Origin of the sequence: Streptococcus mitis (assembly GCF_003942865.1) — a bacterium.
GTDB lineage: Bacteria > Bacillota > Bacilli > Lactobacillales > Streptococcaceae > Streptococcus > Streptococcus mitis_BI.
In genome coordinates this window covers 25,048-43,736 of sequence record NZ_RJNZ01000003.1, presented here as the reverse complement: position 1 = coordinate 43,736, position 18,689 = coordinate 25,048, and the positions used below count along the sequence as shown (strand labels likewise).

Sequence of the window (18,689 nt, the reverse complement as noted above, 5' to 3'; positions counted from 1 at the left end):
TTTTATCATTCATTGTAAAAAATCGTTCTATACTATTTTATCACAAATAGCAGTAAAAGAGAGAAAAAAGACTTGATTCACCAAATCAAGTCGCTTATTATTCTAACCATTATGCTGTTTTCGTAAGTGAGAATAAAGTCTAAGAATCACTGTTCCGCTAGCCATTCCAATGGAAATCACCAAAGCCAACATAACAACCAAGGTTGCACTAGCAATGGCATGACTGTAATCTCCCGTCACAAAAAAGGCAGTTGTCCGATAAGAAAGGTATCCCGGAACCAGTGGTGCCAAAATGGCCAAGATAAAGACCACAGCAGGAGTCTTATAAAGAATACTTAAAATCTGGCTGACACAAGAACCAATAATAGCCGCAATAAAGGTAGCCACAATAACATTGGTCGGTTCCTTGAGCAAGAGATAGATTAGCCAGACAGCCATGCCCAAAATCCCTCCAGGTAAGAGCATAGAGCGTTGTACATTGAGTACGATCAAAAAAGTGATAATAGCAAGAAGACTTGCTACTGCTTGTAATAAAAAGGTTGTTAGTGTCATATTAGTTCATCAATACCAAGGCGACAGAAGTTCCCGCCCCTAAAGCAAGGGTAATGAGCAGGGATTCAAACATCTTACTCATACCAGAGTTTATGTGGTTGGTCATAATATCACGAACCGCATTGGTCAAGGCAATCCCTGGTACAAACGGCATGACCGCACCAGCTATAATCAAATCTGCCGTTGAAGGAAAACCTGTGTAGCGAGCCCAAAACTGGGCAATCATCCCAAAGACAAAGGCTCCAGCAAAGGCCGTCACAAAGGGAATTCGGATAAACTTCTCCACATAGAGGGAAAAGGCAAAACCAAATAAGGTAGCCACTCCTGCCCCAAGTGCGTCGTAAATATTTCCACTAAACATAATTGAAAAGAAAGGAGCACTAAAGGTCGCAGCCAGAGTTACCTGCAACTTAGTATAGGGAAGAGGTTGAGCTTGCAAGGCCGTCAATTGCTTGAAGGCCGTCTCTAAATCAAGCTTTCCTCCTACCAACTGACGAGAAATCTGATTCACATCGCAGACTTTTTGGATGTTATAAGAAGAGGAAGTCACGCGTTTCATTCGCGAAATATTGGTATTTTCAATGGAGAAAAAGATAGCGGCAGGCATGGCAAGAACATTGCAATCCACAATCCCCTGCGAATGCGCAATGCGGATCATGGTATCTTCTACACGATGAATCTCTGAGCCACTTTTGAGAAGAATGGTTCCAGCTAACATAATCACATCGATAACGGCATTTAATTCTCTTGATTCTTCCATGCGTTCCTCCTTTTATCAACTCCTTCTATTCTATCACAAATCCGGACTCAAAAAAAATCTTTGCCATGAAATCATGACAAAGATTCGTTTAATCACGAGAATTTTCGTGGTTTCCTTCACTATTTGGTTGACTCGGAGTAGGAACCGTTCCTTGTTGATTTCCTTGCTGGCCACCTTGTTGATTCCCTTGATTTGGAGTAGTAGGTGAACCTTGGTTACCACGTTGAACTGACGTTGAAGAGGAACTTGATGGTGGTATTTTGGGTTTATAAATCGAAATTTTAATACGTGTGCTGGCTAAATCAATTTTTCCACCCGCTTTTGGAGTCTGATCCACAACATTTCCTTCTGCTGTTCCTTCAGGAGCGGTTGACACTTCAACAACTTCAATATTAGCCTCTTTCACCCCAACAATTTGAATCAAATTATTTTTAGTGAATTCAAGACTTGAACCGATATAACCCGGTATGGTTACACTAGTTACCTTTTTAGCAACTGTTAAAACAATCGTACTAGCCTTTGATAAGTCATATGTAGTTCCTGCTGCTGGTGTTTGTCTTAGAACCGTTCCTGGTTCACTTTCGCTAGATTCTTCCTCTTCCATCTTAATGAGATTTTCAGGAACCTTCTTATCCTTAAGTTCAGCTACGACATCCGTATACTTGCGTCCGACGTAATTGCTCAATTGAAAAGATTGCTTACCAGAAGAAACAATCAAATTGACCTTGGTTCCTTCTTTTCGGCCGCTACCAGCTTCTGGATCCGTTCGAATGACACGTCCTTCTGCTACTGTATCGCTAGCTTCTGATTTTTCTTCACCTGCTTCAAAATTAGCTTTTTTAAGAGCTTCTTTAGCTTCAGCCACAGTTTGTCCAGTCACATTCGGAATGGAAATTGTTGCCGGTGTTCTAGAGAAAATCCAGATTAAAGAAGCAGCTACTAATAGAACACTTGCCAAAATAATCAAATATCGAGCTTTAAACTTCCGCTTTTTCTTTAATTTTTGCGTAGGCGCTTGCTCTTCGACCTGCGGATTCGCTTTCTTCACTTGAGGAGGTTCTTCTTTCACCGAAGCTTTAGGAATAGAAGTCAAGGTACTTTGTGGAACTTTAGGAAGAGTCTTGGTGTCCGCCTTCGTCACATCGTCAAAGACTAACTTTGGTTCATTGCGACGATTGTAAGATAGACTGCTAGACAAATCCACATACATCTCAGCAACTGATTTGTAGCGATCTGTTAATTTCTTTGCAGTTGCCTTGATGACAACATTCTCTAAAGCCTGAGGCACAGATGGATTCTCAGCTATAACCGATGGCAATGGTTTCTGGAAATGCTGGAGGGCGATAGTCACTGCACTATCCCCATCGTAAGGGATATGTCCTGTCAACATCTCATAAAAGATGATCCCCATGGCATAGATATCACTCTGTACAGTCGCTTTAGAACCACGCGCCTGCTCTGGTGACAAGTAATGAACCGAGCCCAGCATAGAGTTGGTCTGAGTCAGACTCGTCTCTGCAAAGGCTACTGCAATCCCAAAGTCTGTAACTTTGGCAGTCCCATCTGGGGTCAAAAGGATATTTTGTGGTTTCAAATCCCTGTGAACAATTCCTCGAGTATGGGCTAAGCGCATAGCCAAGAGGATTTGTCCCATGATTCGAACCGCTTCTTCATTTGAAAGAGGGTGATGTTCCTTGATATAGCGTTTGAGGTCTAATCCAGCAACATATTCCATTGCGAGATACTGTTGTCCCTCTTCTTCACCAATATCTGTAATCCGAACGATATGAGGATGGTCCAGATCCGCCATGGCTCTTGCTTCCCGCTGGAAACGCGCCACAGCAATCGGGTCTGTCTGGTAGTTGGTCCTCAGGACCTTTACTGCCACTTCTTCCCCGTCTAGAATCAAATCTTTAGCCAAGTAAACATCTGCCATGCCTCCTCGACCAATCTGTTTGAGAATCCGATACCGCCCGGCAAAAATCTTGCCGATTTGGATCATTCTGTTGCCTCCTCATTAACAGCAATAAGGGCAACTGTGATGTTGTCTAAACCACCTGCATTGTTGGCAAAACGAATCAAGGTTGCTGTCTTATCTGCCAAAGAAATATCGCTGGTTACAATATCAGAAATCTCACTTCCTGAAATCATATTTGTCAAGCCATCACTATTAAGCAAGAGATAGTCTCCTGGCTCGAGGGTGATCATTCCGAAATCAGGCTGAATTTCGTCTTTTTGACCGATAGATTGAGTAATAATATTTTTCTGTGGGTGGCTAGCTGCTTCTTCAGGTGTCAATTGACCAGCCTTGAGCAATTCATTGACCAAAGAATGGTCGCTCGTTAACTGGTGGTATTCTTCTCCACGAATCAAACCGATACGAGAATCTCCGATGTGAGCATAAATAGCCTGATTATCAATAATCGCTACAGCCTCAAGGGTTGTACCCATTCCTTTATAGGCTTCATCTTGTCCCAATTGGTTAATCTTTTGATTTTCAATCTCAAGGTTGTTAGCAAACCATTCACGCACTTCATTAACTGTATCAATTTGAGTATCTACCCAAGCTACACCTAGGTCTGTTACCGCCATCTCACTAGCGATATTCCCTGCGAGATGACCTCCCATACCATCAGCTAGGATAATCATAGTACGTCCAGCTCTATTGACATAATGGTTGACATAGTCTTGGTTATTTGTTCGTTTCTGACCAACATCTGTTAATAATGAAATTTCCATGTGTTAGTTCCTTCCTAATCCGATATCTTGCGAAATTGACTGATGAAGAATCCATCACTTCCATACAATTCAGGTGTGATGAGGATACAGCCATCTTTCATGATATCCTTACATTCATGTTCTAGTGTTACCTGCTCAAATTCAGGATGACTTTCTAAAAATGCCTGTACGACCTGAAAGTTCTCCTCTGAGACAATAGTACAGGTACTATAAGTTATTATACCACCTTTGCGTAGTGTTTGACAAACACTACCTAATATTTCTAGCTGAATTTCCTGCAAGGACGCGAAATCTGCCGTTTCTTTATTGTATTTGATGTCTGGCTTGCGGCGCAGAAGACCAATTCCTGAACAGGGAGCATCTACCAAAATCTTATCAAATGAATCCTGACCAAAAAACCCATGTACCTTTCTGGCATCCAATTTTTGTGTTTGAATCCGATCTGCAACTCCTAAACGTTGGGCGTTTTCTTGAATTAAGTCCAACTTATGGTCGTACAAGTCCAGAGCAGTAACCTGACCTGTCGTGAGATAAGAGGCTATATGGGCTGTTTTCCCACCCGGAGCCGCACAGGCATCTAGAATCTGCTCATCACCTTGTAAATCAAGCGTCGGAGCAACCAGCTGACTGGACTCGTCTTGAATGGTAATAGCTCCCTCTGAAAATAGGTCATGTCCCGCAAAGTGGCCTTGCTCCTTAACCAGACCAGAAGGAGACAAGGACGAATCACTGGCCTCCAACAAGGCTTTGATTTCCTCTTTTCGTCCTAGATCTGTTACACGAATGCTGGCCTTGTTGCGCACCAAAAGACTTTCAAAGATAGCTTGCGCTCGCTCTTCTCCGTATTCTTCCTTGAGCTTGGCAACTAGCCAAACAGGTAGAGAATAGGCAATGGAATCACGTTTGTTTTTTCGTTTGATACTGGCAATATCTGGCCAGCCTTCACGCAGGATACGACGAAGGACGGCATTGACCAATTTTTCACTGCCCTTTTTACGGACTTTGGCCAGTTCCACTGCTTCATTAACCACAGCATGGTCTGGAATCTTATCCAGATAGCGGAGCTGGTAGGCACTCATAAGAAGAAGGACATAAAGCCAACTGTCTAACTGGTCTCTGTCTTCGATAAAGTGGGATAGGTACCATTCCAGAGTCAGTTTACGGGCTACTGTTCCATAGACCAGCTCGGTTACCAAACCCTTGTCTGCTACAGAAAGTTGACTTCCCTTGAGATGCTTATTTAAGGCGATATTTGAGTATGCTTGATTAATAAAAACATCCTCTAATACTGCTAGGGCTAAACTTCTAGCTGTTTCTACTTTAATCACCAAATCGTTCTCCTACAGTCAATGTACGTCCAACACCGTTGAGGAAGGAAGCAATGTCCATCTTAGGCTTACCAGCTGGCTGCACTTGTTTGAGAGACAAAGCTCCTTCAGCCGTTGCGACAATCAATTCTTTCTTGCAGATAGAGAGGATTTCACCTGGATTTCCCTTACCTTCCACTAGTAGTGCTTCATAAATCTTAAAGCGGTCGCCCTTAAGGAAAGTATGGGCAACAGGCCACGGATTCATTCCACGGATTTGGTTAAAGAGTTGACGATTGCTTTTATTCCAATCCAACTTTTCTTCCTCGGGTTTGATATTTGGCGAGAAAGTAACCTGACTTGGATCCTGCGGTTCAGGTTTGATATCACCAGCAATGTAGGCAGGCAAAGTGTCCAAAAGCAAATCACGACCAACTAGCGCCAATTTCTCAAACAAGGTGCCGACATTGTCCTCATCCGTAATCGGAATACTACGACGAGAAATCATATCCCCTGCATCCATTTCCTTAACCATTTCCATAATGGTCACACCAGCTTCCTCATCCCCTTGAATCAAGGCATAATGGATAGGCGCACCACCACGGTGTTTTGGAAGTAGAGAGGCGTGAACATTGACCGCAAAGTCCATGCTATCAAGGAGTTTACTTGGGAGAAACTGCCCAAAAGCAGCAGTCACAATTCCATCTGCTCCTAGCTGCATAATAGTTTCCATCTCTGGACTTCCAGATAATTTTTCAGGTTGGTAGATTGGAAGACCTGCTTCTTTAGCAGCCTGCTTGACCGGGGTTTCTTGGATAACTTTTTTACGCCCAACAGCACGGTCTGGCTGGGTCACAACGGCTAGAATTTCGTAACGGTCATCTGTCAAAAGCCCTTTTAAGACTGTTGCTGAAAAGTCGGGGGTCCCCATAAAGATTAATTTTGTCATATCTTCTCCTTCTTATAAAAATTGCTGTGGCTCATGGTCAATGCTGAGACGGAGCTCACTATTTTCCCTTTCTTGAGTCAAGGCCAAGACCTGGTTGAGGGTCGGCCCCAGCTCATCTTCTAAACGGTATTTAATTAAAATCTGGTAATGATAGAGGTTGTGGGTACGGGCAATGGGTTTGGGCGTTGGCCCCAGAATGTGACTGGTCTCTGACAAGCCTGACCTCAAAATGTTCATGACTTCATAGGCACGTTTGACTACCTCTTCTTCCTTCTTGTGAGAAAGGGTAATACCAATCGTGAAATAGTAAGGTGGATAACCAAGTTGTCGTCTGATTCCCATTTCATAAGCGTAAAAGCCTTCGTAGTCCTGGTCTTTTGCAAATCGAATAGCGTAGTGCTGAGGATTGTAGGACTGTATCAAGACCTGACCTGCTTTTTCAGCCCGTCCTGCTCGACCTGCCACCTGAGTCAAGAGCTGGAAGGTTCTCTCAGAAGAACGGAAATCTGGTAGATTCAAGGCCGTATCCGCATTGAGCACTCCGACTAAGGTCACATTTGGAAAATCCAACCCCTTGGCAATCATCTGAGTACCTAGTAAAATATCTGCTTCCCCTCTACCAAACTGGTCAAGCAGAGCTTGATGACTACCTTTCTTACGAGTCGTATCCACATCCATCCGTAGAATGCGTGCATGGGGAAAGAGTTCTGCTAGCTCGTCATAAGCCTTCTGAGTTCCCGTCCCGTAGTAACGAATACTGCGACTCTTACAGTTAGGGCAGGCCTGAGGAATGTCCTTCGAGAAACCACAATAATGGCAGTTCATGGTCTTGGTATCCATGTGCAAGGTCAAGGAAATGTCACAGTTAGGACAAGTATCCACGGTCCCACACTCCCGACACATAACAAAGCTAGAATAACCACGACGGTTGAGCATAAGAACCACCTGCTCTTTTTTAGCCAGACGATCCTGAGTCGCTTCTAGCAAAGGTGGCGTAAAGTTTGACGTTTCATTTTGTCCGATATAGTCCCGAAAGTCAATTACTTGAACCTCAGGGATACTAGCTAAAGGATTGGCGCGTTGGGTCAGACGTAAATGTTGATAAACGCCTTTTCCAGCCCGAGCACGGCTTTCCAGACTAGGAGTTGCTGAACCAAGTACAAGGGCTGCTTGATTATACTGAGCCCGTAAAATAGCTACCTCTCTGGCATGGTAACGTGGATTACTGTCTTGCTTATAAGTCGCTTCATGCTCTTCATCGATAATCATAACCCCCAGATTTTTCAGAGGAGCAAAGATGGCCGATCTAGCACCAACAACAACTTGAGCGTCTCCACGCTCAACCTTGCGCCATTCATCATACTTTTCACCATTAGACAAGCCTGAGTGAAGAATGGCCACTTTCTCACCAAATCGAGCAATAAAACGCTCCGTCATCTGAGGAGTCAAGGAAATCTCAGGCACCAGTAAAATAGCTGTCTTGCCCTTGTCCAAAGCCCCTTGAATAATCTGCAAGTAAACCTCGGTCTTCCCACTTCCTGTAATCCCTTGAAGGAGGAAGAGAGGTTGATGACTACCAATCGAACTGACAACTGCATCACGCGCCTGTCTTTGCTCTGGATTCAACTCCAAAGGCTGACTTGCCTCAATTCCTTCAAAATAAGCAGCCGAGCGTTGAACTTCCTTTTGAACTATGGTCACAGCACCTTGTTCCACAAAGAAGTTAACTTGCTCCCGCGAGTAGGACTCTAACAAACTAGCCAAGGAAGCACTCTCGGGATGAGACAGTAAATAGTCTCTCAGTTCCAACTTTTTCTTGGCGCGCGCAGAAATCTCGACACTTTCTAATCGAGTAAGGTATACCTCATACCAAGACTGGGTCTTGACCTTCTTTTGATCGATTGCCTGATATTCCAGACCAAGCAGGCCTTTTCTAGTCAAACGCATCATTTCGGCTTGCTTACCTAAATCCAGAGAAGAAAAGGCAAGCGAAGCTTCTGAACCAAACAGACGCACTCGGTCCTCCTGACTCAGACCTTCCAGAGGATAGAGAATCTTGTCATAGCTAGAGTTTAGAAATCCCGGCAACATGGCTTTTAAGATGGAGATTTTGTAAGAAAAAACAGACTTACGTAACTCTTCAGCCAACCAGAGTTGTTCTTGCGTGAGAACAGGAGAAAAATCCAACACTTCAGCAATATCTTTTAAATCTTGCTCCATCTCTTCTTCATCTGGTTGGGACTCCAAACCAAGAACAATTCCTTGAATCAGGCGATTGCCCTTACCAAAAGGCACATGAACCCGCATCCCAACTTCCAACATTCCTTCAAACTCCTCAGGAATCCTATAACTATAGGGCTGGTCCGTCTGCATCAAAGGCACATCTACGATAATCTTGGCTATAGCCATCTTCTCACCTCCTCCTTGTCAGTACATTCTTGCAATAGAAAAAATAAGATTGAGTCCCCCCAACCTTAAATTTTTTCACCATCTTCTTTTTCTTTAGCGATTTGCTCTTTAATTTTCTTTTCTTCTTCTTCTTTACGACGTTTTTCTTCTTCGATACGGCGACGCACTGCTTCACGTTTTCCTTCTGGATCTGGGTGAATGGTAACGTTTCCTGATTCGATTTCTTCTAAGGCGCGAAGAGTTGATTTTTCAGACTTGAAACCTTGAGTTGCTGGCGCACCTGCTTCCAATTCGTGGGCACGTTTTGCTTCCAAGATTACGAGTGAATATTTTGAAGGAACCTTGTCGAGCAAGGTATCAATAGAGGGTTTTAACATCATTTGCTTGTACCTATTTTCTAAATTTTATCGGGTAGTTGGAGATTTTGGTAACATCTCCTGATAGTGACCAATGACACGATCCACACGGAAGTGCTCTGCTTCGATCACACGTTTGACACGCTCAGCAGCTAGGGGCACCTGATCGTTGACAATCGCATAATCATACTCACGCATGAGGGCAATTTCTTCCTTGGCTTTTTCGATTCGTTGGGCAATTACTTCTGCACTGTCTGTTCCACGTCCTACCAAACGATCTTGCAATTCATCCAAATCTGGTGGTGTCAGGAAGATAAAGACAGCATCTGGAACCTTTTTCTTGACCTGAAGAGCACCCTGAACTTCAATTTCAAGGAAAACATCAATTCCCTTGTCCAAGGTTTCATTGACATAGGTTAGAGGCGTTCCATAGTAGTTGCCGACATATTCTGCATATTCCAACATCTGTCCTTGGCGAATCAGCTCTTCAAACTCTTCGCGAGTACGGAAGAAATAGTCAACACCGTCCACTTCTCCAGGACGTTGTGCGCGTGTCGTCATCGATACAGAGTATTGAAATTGGTTTTCAGAACTCTCAAAAATCTCTCTTCTAACCGTTCCTTTTCCAACCCCTGAAGGACCAGAAAAAACGATTAGCAAGCCTCGGTCTGCCATTGTGTCTCCTTTTAGTCAGTCTGTAAAAATAAAATAAGATTTCCCTTCAGATAGTAGCATTTTGTGCAAACTATCCTTCTACAGTCTTTCTATCTAGTGTAACAAAAAAGCAGTAATTTTTCAACTGCTCTTTCTTATTTATTTAGCATAATCTACTGCACGAAGCTCGCGAATCACGGTTACCTTGATATTTCCTGGATAATCGAGATTGTTTTCAATTTTCTCACGAACTTTGTGAGCCAAGATTGTGACTTTGTCGTCCTTGATTTGTCCTGGATTGACCATGATACGGATTTCACGTCCTGCTTGAAGGGCAAAGCTAGTTTGAACTCCTTCAAAACCGTTAGCAATTTCTTCCAAATCATGAAGACGCTTGATGTAGCTTTCAAGAGACTCACTACGAGCACCTGGACGGGCTGCACTCAAGGCATCTGCTGCAGCAACGATAACTGCAATCACGCTCTCAGCTTCAACATCGCCGTGGTGACTAGCAATGGTATTGACCACAACTGGGTGTTCCTTATACTTACGGGCCAATTCCATACCGATTTCAACGTGGCTACCTTCAACCTCACGGTCAATAGCTTTCCCGATATCGTGAAGGAATCCAGCACGACGGGCAAGAGCCGCATTTTCACCAAGTTCGCTGGCCATAATACCAGCCAATTTAGCAACCTCAATCGAATGACGCAAGACATTTTGTCCATATGAAGTACGGAACTGCAAACGTCCCATAATCTTCATCAAGTCAGGGTGAAGGTTTGGCGCACCGATTTCATAGGCAGCTGCCTCACCGTATTCACGGATCTTATTGTCAATCTCTTGACGGTTTTTCTCAACCAACTCTTCGATACGAGCTGGATGAATACGACCATCTTTGAGCAACATTTCCATAGTCATACGGGCAATTTCGCGACGAATTGGGTCAAATCCTGACAAGGTTACCACTTCTGGTGTATCGTCAATAATCACATCGACCCCTGTCAAACTTTCAAAGGTACGAATATTACGACCTTCACGACCAATAATGCGTCCCTTCATAGTATCGTCTGGCAGATGAACCGTTGAGTTTGTTGACTCTGCTACATACTCACCAGCGATACGTTGCATGGCTTGAACCAGGATGTCCTTAGCCATTTTGTCAGAACGTTCCTTGACCTCTTGCTCAGCTTCACGAATACGGCTAGCAATCTCCTTGGTCAAGTTTTCCTCTGTCTGAGCCAAGATAATATCTCGTGCTTCTGCCTGAGACAGGGCACCAATACGCTCTAACTCTTCTTCTTTTTGTCTTTCGACTTCCTCTAATTGCTCTTCACGCGCATCAAGGTTTTTCGCTCTATCAGAAATACTTTGTTCTTTTTGTTCAAGTGTTTGTTCTTTACTCGTCAAATTGTCGTCCTTACGGTCGAGGCTAGTAGCTCTCTCTGTCAAACGACTTTCGATTTGTTTGAGTTCTTGACGTTCTGATTTGAATTCAGCGTCCACTTCTTCACGGTATTTTCTGGCTTCTTCTTTGGCCTCCAATAGTGCTTCTTTTTTAAGAGACTTGCTTTCACGCTTGGCTTCATTAACAAGTAAATCTGCTTCACGCTCAGCTTGTCCACGTAAATTAGTTGCTTCTTGTTCAGCATTTAAAAGCATCAACTCTGCAGCTTCCTGAGATGATTTCATCTTAGCTGAGATGCTGACATATCCAATGACTAAACCAATGATGACGGCAAAAACAGCAATCGCAAGCGACATGATTTCCATGTTTTTACCTCATTTTATTGTTATTCCGAATGACATACATTCTTTAACATTTTACCATAAAAAAGTGATTTTCACAAACTCAAACTGAAGAGTTTCTATATCTTTTTCGAAGGACTGTTTCGATGTATTCTTTTGCTTCATCATATTCTATTTCTTCTCCTGATTCTTTTTCAAATGCTTCGTATTTTTTGGAAATTTGAAATTCAAGGCCAATGCTTTTATTATATTCATACACCAAATATCTTAACTCTTTTATTTCCGAACCTTTTTCCCACAAAAAATACAACAACTCTTCAAAGTATGATTTTTTCTTATCAATAACTTCTATAATATTTGCCAAAGCAATACTAGAATATTCCTCTTTTAGAATTGCTTTATAAATCTCATACCGATAAAATTCACCATCTAAGGTGGCATACAAATATCCCTTATAAAATTCTGGCGGTTTCTCTTCAAAATATTTCACAAGTGACATAAGTACACTCTCTGTTTCCTCGCGACCATTCATCCAATTGATAATGTAGTCTGCTTTCTCATTATTATCAGTTATATTCGAAAGATCTTCTAACGACTTCTGGAACTCTCTCAGACTTGGTTTTTTATTTTTATCGTCTACAACTCTTTTACCAATATCCACATAATGAATTTTAAAAATCAATGATAAAATTTTTCCAAGGCCATCATCCCTCAACTTACTCTTTTTCAAAATGTTATCTATGACTTCTCCTGTAGATACCATTTGATGTTGATTCAGCTTAAATTTATTATCAATGAGATTCTTCTTTGTTGACTTAATTTCCTTACTATTTAAAATTACAATAATTTTAAATTTTTTATTCTCAGAAAGATAGTCAATATAGCCCAATAAATCATTGTAATCTGAAGGGTTATCTGATTTTGCTGCATCTGAAGGCTTATCCGATTTTGCTGCATCTGAAGGCTTATCCGATTTTGCTACATCTGAAAGCTTATCTGATTTTGCTACATCTGAAAGCTTATCTGATTTTGCTACATCTGAAAGCTTATCTGATTTTGCTACATATGAAACCCGTTCAAGATCATCAAAAATAATGATAGAATCTCGCTTCATCAAATCGGTTCCAACTGTTTTAAAGAACCATTTAAAAACTCCTCCAATAAGTGGAATAAAGTCCAAATTTCCGAGTATGGATTGTTTTTCTATCTCATTAATCAATATTCTCTCGGCTTGCTCTCTTGTTTTTATACCAAAGCAGGAAATATAGTAGATTTCTTTCTTTTTATAAATTTGATTTTCAAAAAACGTCTTTATAAAAAATGTTTTCCCACTCCCCCAAGAACCATCCAGCCAGAAGACATTATGAATAGAGTCTGGGCTATTTAAAAACTCAACCAGATGAGTTTGAAAAGGATGGTCATCCAAGTCATATTCTGGAAATAGCTCTGGGTCTAGTTTCTTATAACTAACTTTTTTAAAAATTATGTCTAAAAACCAGAATAGTATTGTTGGTATAGTCAGTGCTAACAATATTATTACACGATTCTCATACAAAATTGAAATAATATCTTTAAAAAAATTATAATTAGATACAAATTTATAGATAGGTAAAGCAAAGCGTTTAAATTGGTCAATCTCAAGTGCAAGATACAGTACCCATATACTGGCTATAAATATTCTGTACCATTCAACAATTCTAACATTACTACTCCATGATGGTCTTTTCAATAGATATTTCAATAGTTTGAAATTCAGAAGAAAATTAAGAATCCTCGTCATTATATTTTTCATATATCCCCCTTTTAATCTATATTATCATGATTATACCACAAAATGACAAGCATAAAGCGGATTCAAGGGACAAGAATTGTAATCGCTATACTAAATTTCTTTTCTGACTTTTTGTCTTAGTAAATCTGTCATTTTCCAAAAAACTTTATCTTAAACTTACTCACAAAGATTTAAAAAATAAAAAGTCCACCTTTCAGTAGACTTAGTTTGTCTCTATTCTAATCGGCACTCTTCCAAAATTCTGTTCTGCTATACTTGGATTTCCTAGTTGGTAAATCTGGTCTGCCTTTTTAGTCATGGGATCCCAAGGTTCTTTGCCAATTCGGCTGACTAGATTGACCTGCCCTTTCAGAGACTTAAGGTGTTGTCTTCCTTTTTCAGTAAATCCAAGGACATGAATGGCTTCTGGCAAGTCACCTTCTCTAGCCTGCACCAAGATATAGGTCAAGAGGCGTCTGACACGCGCCTTGGTGTAACGTTTGGTAGTCACTAACTCGACCAATTCTTCTACAGACTGGGCTGTTTTAATAGCTTCATTAATGCGCACAGCCATTTCTTGATTGACCTGATAGATAGTGGTTAGGTCTGGATTGGACAAGATTTGATAGCGGAGCATAGGAAAATAGTCTTCCCAGCTCACCTTACTGGCCTGCTCAAAAAGGGCAACAGAAGGCATAAAGCGTTCTAAGAAATCTTGGTCCTTCTGGTGCTGACGCAGGGCTGTCGCCGAGGCAAAGTCCACATCCTTATCCACAGAATGATAGCCAGCCCCCTGACGCTGAATCGGATGGAGCTTGATGTTGCATCCCGCAACTGCCTTGACATAGGCAAGAGCAAGAACATGATTGGGCGTATTGCCTGAAAAATCAAGACCTGCAAATTCCTTCCACATAGCTTGGGTTTTCTGGGGATAAGATAGTGAATCAGGCAGATTTTCCACAAATTTCTCCATCTCAGTACCTTGCTCTGTGTATAAGTCAGATATCTTTTGATAATCCAGAACTTCCTCTGTCCCGAAAGCTAGAGTATCAATGCCCAAGCGATCCAAGATATCCACAGCTCCTTGGCCAAAGAAATCCGCCGCCTGGACACTGACTAAAAATGGCAATTCCACTACCAAGTCTGCGCCATTTTCCAGTGCCATCTGGGCCCTTGTCCACTTATCTATAATCGCTGGTTCTCCTCGTTGCATGAAATTCCCAGACATAGCCACGACTTTCAGTCCTTCAGCCTGATCCAGCAGGTATTTGTGTCCATTATGAAAAGGATTAAACTCCGCGATAATACCCGTGATGGTCATAGTAATCTCCTACTTCTGCGCTACAAAAAACCAACGGGTGCTAGTTTCTGTTGGCTCTTTGTCCTCAAAGTCCGCATAAAGTTTGAAGGATTTGAAACCAGCCTGTTCCAGCAAAATATCATAGGTCAAGACCTCATAAGTCCGCTCCTCATGCACTTCATCGTGGCGACTAAAGGACCCATCCTCTTCCTTGATAAAGAAGGTCAACTCATGCACGATGGAGTGAGGCGCTTCGTCCTCGTAGGTATCCCAGAGCATGGCGAAATCTTCCGCATTTTCATGATAGGAATAACCTGGAAAAACCTCATCAGTCTGGTAGGTTGAATGCACATCAAAGATGAAAACCCCGTCTTCGTTGAGAGCATTATAGACTTCTTTAAAAACGTCTCCTACTTCCACCTCATCCTGCATGTAGCAGATTGAGTCCGAGTAACACGTGACAAAGTCATATTGACCTGCCTTGGACAAATCCAGCATATTACCTTCAATAAAATTAATCTTTTGCTTGGCTGAAGCCGCTCTCTTTTCAGCAATCTTCAACATATCCGCACTCAAATCAAGCCCAGTCACATCAAAACCTGCCTGAGAAAATCGCACAGATTGAATTCCTGTCCCACAAGCCAGTTCCAAGAGTTTCTTTCTTTCCTTAGTCTTAGGCAAATGACGAAGAGAAAAATCCGTCCATTTATCGTATAAACTATCATCCATCACTGCATCGTAAACAGCCGCAAAGGTTTCATAAGTTGCCATAATCATGATACCAAGAGCCTCCATGGCAAACACCACTCGCCCTTTACCTTTCAATCAATTTTTTCTAAAATAAGCAAAGAAACCCAGTTGACTACAACTGAGTTCATCTTCTAAGCAAGAGCTTCTGAAATATCTACTGAATTCGCCTCATGCCATAGCTTCTCTAGATTATAATGGGCACGCATTTCTTCTGAAAAGACATGCACAACGACAGCACCAAGGTCCAGCAAGACCCAACCTCCTGCTGCGTCGCCTTCGACATGACTGCCTTTAAAGCCTGCATCAGCTACTTTTTCACGAATGTTATCAGCGATAGCGTCCAACTGACGGCTATTCATAGAGCTAGTGATAACAAAGTAGTCTGTCACACTGGTCAAATCTTGTACGTCAAGTGCGAGGATATCCTCCGCACGTTTCTCATCAGCCGCTTTCACGACTAGTTCTAGTAATTCTTTTTCGTTCATTTAGTCCTCTTTCAAATAGTGCACAAAGGCGTTATAGGTTTCAAGGGTTTGGGGATAGATGGGGAATCCCTGATGAGCTAGATGCTCCACGGTTCGAGCTGTTTCATAGGCCACCGCCTTATTAAGCGATAGACTTGCAATCTCACGTGCCACATCTACTCCAGGAAAGGCTCGATTATGCTCGATATAGTCTGCGACGTAGATGACCTTATCAAGATCTGTCATCTGATCCGCCCCAACTGTATGGATTTCAATGGCTCGCAGAATTTCTGAATCATGCAAATCCAAATCTTCCTGAATTTTGTAAATTCCGACCATCCCATGCCAGACATTATTGCCCCAGTTTTTGAGGTTAGGGTCTAGCTGATAACGGACAATCAAGTCTAAAAATTCCTGATCTGACAGCTTTTTAGCATAGTCATGAAGAAGGCCTGCTAGGCCTGCTTTCTCGGCATCGACTCCAAAGCGCTGAGCCAGTTCTTTGGCTGCACGCTCCACACCCAAGCAATGGGTTAAGCGTTTTTCAGGCAGAAGCTCTGCCATTTTTTCCAACAAAGCCTCACGAGAGCAGTTGATATAGTCTTGATAGGCCATCAGTAGAGACCCTCCTTCTCGATGTAGTCTAGCACAGGCTGAGGCAGGAGAAAGTTAGGTTTCCGACCTTGGGCAAGGAAGTCACGCACCATGCTGGATGAGATATCCATGAGAGGTACATCCACCCAGATAACTGGATAGGAAGTCCCTGCCTTGTAGCGTGGGCGCTGAACTCCCACAAACTGAACCATATCTACCAGTTCATCAATTCGATACCACTTAGGCAGATAGTCCACCATATCGGCACCGATGATAAAGTAATAATCCGTATCTGGATTCTTCTCTGTCAAAATCTTCATGGTATCGTAGGTGTAGGAAATGCCCTTACGTTCCAACTCAATAGTTTCAATGTCCAGACCTTCAATCCCCTCAATCGCCAACTCAAGCATCTTGAGACGATGGTGTTCAGGGATTGTTTCCTTTTTATCTACATGAGGAGGTTGGTATTCAGGCATAAGCAGAACTTGATCTAGTCCCAACTGTTGCCGTACTTGGTCCGCAACAATGAGATGAGCATTGTGAACAGGGTTAAAATTCCCCCCTAAAATCCCGACTTGTTTACGTTTTTTCTCCTTGATTTCTGGCTCCAACTCTACCTTGGTAAAGGGAGTCAATAGTTCGATTGCCATAGGCTAGTCTCCTTTATTTCTCTGTAAAAACAGTTGTTTGGAGTGTAATTTTTAGATTTCTTTGACTTTTTTAGAAATCTTGCGATTTTCTTTCTTGCTGGATTGTTTAAATAAAATCAAGATGCGTCCGATTTTTTGGACTGTATCCACACCGATTTCTTCTTCCAAAATTTCAGCTACTTCGTGGATATTTTCATCGGTGTTTTGCAAAAGAGTAACCTTGATCAATTCGCGTGCATCAAGGGCTTGACGAACACTGGTTTTGATTTGGTCGTTCAGTCCATTTTTCCCAATTTGGATGATGGGTTTAAGAGTGTGTGCCTGACTGTTAAGGAAGGCACGTTGTTTTGATGTTAATGACATAATTTCTTTAAAAGAGTTTCTTTTTATACTTTTCTGAAGTGGTGACGGACGTCAGCAAAGTCCTTTGGACTTTCATGACTAAAATTTGAGCCTAAAGTCTCAAATTTTCCGCAGTTGGTACAATCACTTGTACCAACTAACACCACGGCGAAAAGTATTCTCTATGGGTTCGCCCTGCTAGTTCGAGTTCAGAAAACCCTTTCCTTTCTGTGTTTAAATAATTGCTTTTCGTGCGACGACTGCGACGCCTTCTGGTACCCAGACGGCGACTTTTGCTGTGCCTGTTACGCGGATCCAGCCGAGTCCAGAGATGACTAGGTCTGTCTTGTCCTTAATGTTAAAGACATGCTGGACTAGTTTTGGAAAATCTTCCTTTTCCTTGCTATTTGGTGGTGTCAGAAGGGTTCCGAGGTGCTTGTCGTAAAATGCACTAGCGCCTTCAAGCTTGGTACGATGGAGTTTCAATTCGTTGTCAAAGAAGGCTGTGAAACCTTGCTTGTCACCTGCAATGAAGTCAAAGCGTCCTAGACCGCCTAGAAACAGGGTTTGTTCAGGATTGAGCTGATAGGTTTTAGGCTTGATTTCCTTTTTAGGACTGACATACTTGAGGTTTTTAGCCGTCAAGTAGTGGGCCATCTGGTGGCGGTGGATAATCCCCGGCGTATCGTAGATATAAGAACCGTCATCAAGCGGGATCTCGATTTTGTCCAAAGTTGTCCCTGGGAAGCGCGAAGTCGTGATGACATTCTGATCACCCGTGATTTCTTGGATAATGGCATTGATAAGAGTTGATTTTCCAACGTTGGTTACACCGACCACATAGACATCACGGCCCTTACGGTAGTGTTCAATCTTGTCAATGACTTCCTTGATGGCATGTTTGTTTTGTGCCGAAGTTAGGACGACATCGACTGGACGAAGACCTTCTTCGTGGGCACGTTCCATGAGCCACTGGCTAATCTTGCTCGGCTTAACTGACTTAGGGAGGATATCTTTTTTATTTCCTACCAAAAGGACATCATTGCCTGAGACAAAACGTGGCAAGCCTGGGATAACAGAGCCATTAAAATCAAAGATATCAATGACATTGACCACCAAGGCATCACTGTCTCCCACCTCGTGCAAGAGCTTGAGGAAATCATCGTCCGTCAACTGGACATCCGTGATTTCATTGTAGTGGCGGAGACGGAAACAGCGTTGGCAATATACTTCGCCCGTCTCCAAACCTTTTTCAAGTGCCGACTGGGGGGTAAATCCAAGACCAGCCTTGTCTGTCGTCTGAATGGTTGCTCCACAACCAATACAGAGAATTTCTTCCATAG

18 protein-coding genes are annotated in these 18,689 nt (G+C 42.4%); all 18 read right to left on the bottom strand.

Going from position 1 to position 18,689, the window contains the following annotated elements; translation table 11 throughout:
- Positions 1 to 102: 102 nt before the first annotated feature.
- A complete protein-coding gene (locus tag D8845_RS03350) occupies positions 103 to 552 on the bottom strand; it encodes a threonine/serine exporter family protein (RefSeq protein ID WP_020901615.1) in 450 nt (149 codons plus the stop codon).
- A 1-nt stretch (position 553) separates the two neighbouring features.
- Positions 554 to 1,312, bottom strand: coding sequence for a threonine/serine exporter family protein (locus tag D8845_RS03345; RefSeq protein ID WP_125452474.1), 759 nt, complete (start codon positions 1,310 to 1,312; stop codon positions 554 to 556).
- An 88-nt stretch (positions 1,313 to 1,400) separates the two neighbouring features.
- A complete protein-coding gene (pknB, locus tag D8845_RS03340) occupies positions 1,401 to 3,314 on the bottom strand; it encodes a Stk1 family PASTA domain-containing Ser/Thr kinase (RefSeq protein ID WP_125452473.1) in 1,914 nt (637 codons plus the stop codon).
- On the bottom strand, positions 3,311 to 4,051 hold the full coding sequence (locus D8845_RS03335; RefSeq protein WP_125452472.1) for a Stp1/IreP family PP2C-type Ser/Thr phosphatase: 741 nt from the start codon (positions 4,049 to 4,051) through the stop codon (positions 3,311 to 3,313). The genes pknB and D8845_RS03335 overlap by 4 nt, the downstream gene beginning before the upstream one ends.
- A gap of 14 nt (positions 4,052 to 4,065) precedes the next feature.
- Positions 4,066 to 5,379: a 16S rRNA (cytosine(967)-C(5))-methyltransferase RsmB gene (rsmB, locus tag D8845_RS03330; protein ID WP_185757355.1), complete on the bottom strand. Its 1,314-nt coding sequence runs from the start codon at positions 5,377 to 5,379 to the stop codon at positions 4,066 to 4,068.
- On the bottom strand, positions 5,372 to 6,307 hold the full coding sequence (fmt, locus tag D8845_RS03325; RefSeq protein ID WP_125452470.1) for a methionyl-tRNA formyltransferase: 936 nt from the start codon (positions 6,305 to 6,307) through the stop codon (positions 5,372 to 5,374). The genes rsmB and fmt overlap by 8 nt, the downstream gene beginning before the upstream one ends.
- Before the next feature lie 12 nt (positions 6,308 to 6,319).
- Entirely contained in the window at positions 6,320 to 8,716 is a 2,397-nt protein-coding gene (locus D8845_RS03320; RefSeq protein WP_125452469.1) for a primosomal protein N', read from the bottom strand.
- Positions 8,717 to 8,781: 65 nt separating this feature from the next.
- On the bottom strand, positions 8,782 to 9,096 hold the full coding sequence (gene rpoZ / locus D8845_RS03315; RefSeq protein ID WP_000979235.1) for a DNA-directed RNA polymerase subunit omega: 315 nt from the start codon (positions 9,094 to 9,096) through the stop codon (positions 8,782 to 8,784).
- Between the two features lie 24 nt (positions 9,097 to 9,120).
- Positions 9,121 to 9,747 carry a guanylate kinase gene (gene gmk, locus D8845_RS03310; protein WP_000775041.1) on the bottom strand — a complete coding sequence of 209 codons (627 nt, stop codon included), beginning with the start codon at positions 9,745 to 9,747 and terminating at the stop codon, positions 9,121 to 9,123.
- 138 nt (positions 9,748 to 9,885) lie between these two features.
- Positions 9,886 to 11,499, bottom strand: coding sequence for a ribonuclease Y (locus D8845_RS03305; protein WP_125452468.1), 1,614 nt, complete (start codon positions 11,497 to 11,499; stop codon positions 9,886 to 9,888).
- 79 nt (positions 11,500 to 11,578) lie between these two features.
- Entirely contained in the window at positions 11,579 to 13,267 is a 1,689-nt protein-coding gene (locus D8845_RS03300) for a P-loop NTPase fold protein (protein WP_260467933.1), read from the bottom strand.
- Between the two features lie 202 nt (positions 13,268 to 13,469).
- Positions 13,470 to 14,567 (bottom strand): nucleotidyltransferase, encoded by a 1,098-nt coding sequence (locus D8845_RS03295; RefSeq protein WP_125452467.1) that lies wholly within the window; start codon positions 14,565 to 14,567, stop codon positions 13,470 to 13,472.
- 9 nt (positions 14,568 to 14,576) lie between these two features.
- Complete coding sequence (locus D8845_RS03290) at positions 14,577 to 15,317, bottom strand: class I SAM-dependent DNA methyltransferase (protein WP_185757382.1); 741 nt, start codon at positions 15,315 to 15,317, stop codon at positions 14,577 to 14,579.
- A 110-nt stretch (positions 15,318 to 15,427) separates the two neighbouring features.
- The gene (gene rsfS / locus D8845_RS03285; protein ID WP_084862921.1) at positions 15,428 to 15,781 is read right to left on the bottom strand and encodes a ribosome silencing factor; all 354 of its coding nucleotides are present in this window, start codon (positions 15,779 to 15,781) and stop codon (positions 15,428 to 15,430) included.
- Complete coding sequence (yqeK, locus tag D8845_RS03280; protein WP_125452466.1) at positions 15,782 to 16,375, bottom strand: bis(5'-nucleosyl)-tetraphosphatase (symmetrical) YqeK; 594 nt, start codon at positions 16,373 to 16,375, stop codon at positions 15,782 to 15,784.
- A complete protein-coding gene (locus D8845_RS03275) occupies positions 16,375 to 17,004 on the bottom strand; it encodes a nicotinate-nucleotide adenylyltransferase (RefSeq protein ID WP_061759533.1) in 630 nt (209 codons plus the stop codon). The genes yqeK and D8845_RS03275 overlap by 1 nt, the downstream gene beginning before the upstream one ends.
- A gap of 51 nt (positions 17,005 to 17,055) precedes the next feature.
- The gene (gene yhbY, locus D8845_RS03270; protein WP_000060169.1) at positions 17,056 to 17,367 is read right to left on the bottom strand and encodes a ribosome assembly RNA-binding protein YhbY; all 312 of its coding nucleotides are present in this window, start codon (positions 17,365 to 17,367) and stop codon (positions 17,056 to 17,058) included.
- 213 nt (positions 17,368 to 17,580) lie between these two features.
- Positions 17,581 to 18,687 (bottom strand): ribosome biogenesis GTPase YqeH, encoded by a 1,107-nt coding sequence (yqeH, locus tag D8845_RS03265; protein ID WP_125452465.1) that lies wholly within the window; start codon positions 18,685 to 18,687, stop codon positions 17,581 to 17,583.
- Positions 18,688 to 18,689: the final 2 nt, after the last annotated feature.